At 66.3% G+C, this 2,516-nt stretch carries 3 protein-coding genes; 2 read left to right on the plus strand and 1 reads right to left on the minus strand.

All coding sequences use genetic code 11. The annotated features are described in order from the left end of the window. Positions 1-1,338, plus strand: a 1,338-nt coding sequence (locus EN939_RS29605; protein ID WP_245473206.1) for a S8 family serine peptidase, incomplete at its 5' end; no start/stop codon positions are given. A gap of 11 nt (positions 1,339-1,349) precedes the next feature. On the opposite strand, the gene EN939_RS29610 is transcribed toward EN939_RS29605, so the two are convergent. Continuing rightward, positions 1,350-1,844: a hypothetical protein gene (locus tag EN939_RS29610; protein ID WP_127271222.1), complete on the minus strand. Its 495-nt coding sequence runs from the start codon at positions 1,842-1,844 to the stop codon at positions 1,350-1,352. 134 nt (positions 1,845-1,978) lie between these two features. Between EN939_RS29610 and EN939_RS29615 the strand changes: the two genes are divergently transcribed. Beyond that, on the plus strand, positions 1,979-2,516 hold a 538-nt coding region (locus EN939_RS29615), incomplete at its 3' end, for a LysR family transcriptional regulator (protein WP_127271224.1).

Here is a 2,516-nt window from a genome sequence, read left to right on the forward strand (position 1 = left end):
CCTGATCGGACGCAAATCGACTGCGGCGATGGGACCAATGCGGCGGGAGCCGACTGCGCCAAGGATGGCAGCGACACAAAGGGCGGATCGGACGCAGGCCAATCCGGCGCCGTCTTCCTGCCGGCGCTGATCGTCGACCTGTTTCCTAACCCGGCGGCGCCTCCGACCCCTGTGCCGACGCCACGGCCGGCACCCGCGACGCCGCCTGCCGATAACCAAGCCGGCCCCCCGCCCGGTGGCCCGATCGTCTCGCCGACCGATCTCATTGCCGTTCAGCCGCCGCGCGCGGTGGTCGGCGATTTCGTGCCCGACGAGGTGCTGGTGACCGTCGACGGCGATGCCGGCGCCGTCCAGCAGATCGCCGCTTCTTTCGGCCTGCAGGTGCGCTCGCAGCGCCAGTCGCTTCTGCTTGGCACCACGCTTGTGCGCTTCGGCATTCCCGACGGCCGGCCCGTCGGCGTCGTGCTGGCGCAACTGGCCGCCGACGGCCGCACCCAGCGGCGCGAGCCCAACCATGTCTATTCGCTGCAGCAGGCCGCCGGCATCGTCAACTATGCGTTCGATCGTATCGCGCTCGATGCCAAGCAGGCCAGCGGCGAAAACGTCCGCATCGCGGTGATCGACACTGGCATCGACGACACCAACCCGGCGCTGTCGGGCGTCATTGCCGGGCAGTTCGACGCCATGCCCGACGTGCCGATCGAAAAGCGCGATCACGGCACGTCGATCGACGGGCTGATCGCCGGCGTCGGCGTGCTGGAAGGCATGGCGCCGGGCGCAAAGATCTATCACGCCCGCGCCTTCGAGGGCGGCAAGTCGACCATGGACGTCATCCTGTCGGCGCTCGACTGGGCGGCGGAACAGGACGTGCGCATCATCAATATGAGCTTCGTCGGGCCGAAGAACGATTTGCTCGGCGTCGCCTGCCGCAATGCCCGCGCACTCGGCATGGTGCTGGTCGCCGCAGCCGGCAACAACGGGCCGAAGGCGCCCTATGGCTATCCGGCGGCTTTCGATGGTGTCATCGCAGTCACCGCCACTGATGCCAAGGACGGGCTGATGCCGCAGGCCAATCGCGGCGCCTATGTCTTCATCTCGGCGCCTGGCGTCGAGATGGTGGCGCCGAGCGGCGCCGGCTCGGACGTGGTCACCGGTACCTCGTTTGCGGCGGCGATCGTGAGCGGCGCCATCGCCAATCTCATCCACGCCGCGCCCGGTCGAACGGCCGACGGCATCGAGAAGGCGCTCGCGGCGACGGCCAGGGATCTCGGCCCCAAGGGACGCGACAATGATTTCGGCTACGGTCTGCTGGACATCAGGGCGGCGGCAAAGGATTAGTCTGCGACAGGTCAAGTCGCGGCTTGCGGAGGACGCACCAGAAAATAGAGCGCGACGGTGTGCGTGATCATCAGCAGCGGCACGTAGATGATCGGGATCGCGTAGGTGGCGCCCAGTTCGCCCGCACGCTGGGGAAGGCCGACCTGGATGGCGTGGTAATAGTCTACGACGAGGTCGACAGTCCCGACCAGATTGAAGGCAACGACGAGCGCCCAGAAGATCCGAGGTATCCTTGCCGTGACCAGCGCCAGCATGGCCAGCACTCCTGTTATGAGGTCGCCGTAGGCAGCAAACACGGCAAAGCCGGCAGGCAAATCGGGGCCGACGACACCCGGAACGAGGAAGACCAGCCCGAAGAAGCGGAAGCTGTGCAGAGTGGCGACAGCGCGTTGCGTCGCGACCCGGTCCATAGACCTGAGCCACGGCAAACCGTATACGGCGAAGCAAAGCAGCCACGCGACATAGCCCAGAACAAGATGGATTTGGAACACGACCTCGGTTGACATCTGGCCTCTCTCGAAACTGGTTCATGCGACCTCCGACACCGCGTGAGACGCAGGGCAGCCCTTGGCGGACTACCTTGACCGACCTACTAAGCCCGCTTCCATAATTCGACCATCCGCTGTAATCACAACAACCCATGAAGCAGAACTACACAGTCCGGCACGGAGCGCTGGAGGGCGTCGAGGCATTCCTGGCCGTCGCCAGGCACCGCAACTTCCGCCGCGCCGCAGCGGAACTCGGCGTGACACCGTCCGCCGTGAGCCAGGCGGTGCGCGCGCTGGAAACACGCATGGGTGCGGCGTTGTTCGTTCGCACAACGCGGAGTGTCGGCTTGAGCGAGCCTGGCCAACGGTTCCTCGACCGTGCCGGCCCTGCTTTCGAAGAACTTGTGGCGGCCGGCGAGGCGGTGCGTGACATCGGCCGGCGGCCGACCGGTCTGCTGCGCCTGTCCGTACCCCGCGCCGTCGTGCCCTTGATCCTGGAGCCGATGATCGCGTCGTTCTGCCGGGCCTATCCCGAGATCGAACTGGAGATCGCCGCGAGCGACGAGATGGTCGATCTCGCGGCCGGCGGGTTCGATGCCGGTATCCGTCTTGGCCAGTTCATCGCGGTCGACATGGTCGCGGTGCGGCTAACCCCGTCATTTTCCTTCGTGGTCGTCGGCAGCCCTGACT

The organism is Mesorhizobium sp. M7A.F.Ca.CA.002.05.1.1 (genome assembly GCF_003998335.1).
Classification (GTDB): Bacteria; Pseudomonadota; Alphaproteobacteria; order Rhizobiales; family Rhizobiaceae; genus Mesorhizobium.